This is a genomic window from Alteromonas sp. G5_S2_22_S1 (assembly GCF_054968525.1).
In genome coordinates, this window is the sequence record NZ_JBQKUJ010000067.1 from 1 (window position 1) to 346 (window position 346).

Sequence of the window (346 nt, forward strand, 5' to 3'; positions counted from 1 at the left end):
CTATCAGGTTTTTCCATTTCTGGGCCTTGTCTTTTTTAATCAGCAGACCATTGATTGTCACAAAGTGTGACGATTTTTTGTCACAACCTGACTTTGTGACAAAGGTATCATTTTTTTCTTTTACAATATTGTTTGCTTGCTGTGACAAATAACTCAGCGATGGATGTGTGTATCGCTGAACCATCTCCAGTGTTTTCCAGCCCCCTAATTCTTTAATAGCTAATAAGTCGGTGCCACTTTCCGCATGGCGTGATGCCCAATTATGACGTAAGTCGTGAAAACGCAGCCCATCTAGACCAGCAGCTTTTGTCGTCCTCGCCCATATTCTCCTATTTAAGTCTTTAAT

At 41.0% G+C, this 346-nt stretch carries 1 protein-coding gene; it reads right to left on the reverse strand.

Translation table 11 applies throughout. The annotated features are described in order from the left end of the window. A partial coding sequence (locus tag ACTRWF_RS19705) for a tyrosine-type recombinase/integrase (protein ID WP_462836108.1) occupies positions 1-346 on the reverse strand: 346 nt, incomplete at both ends.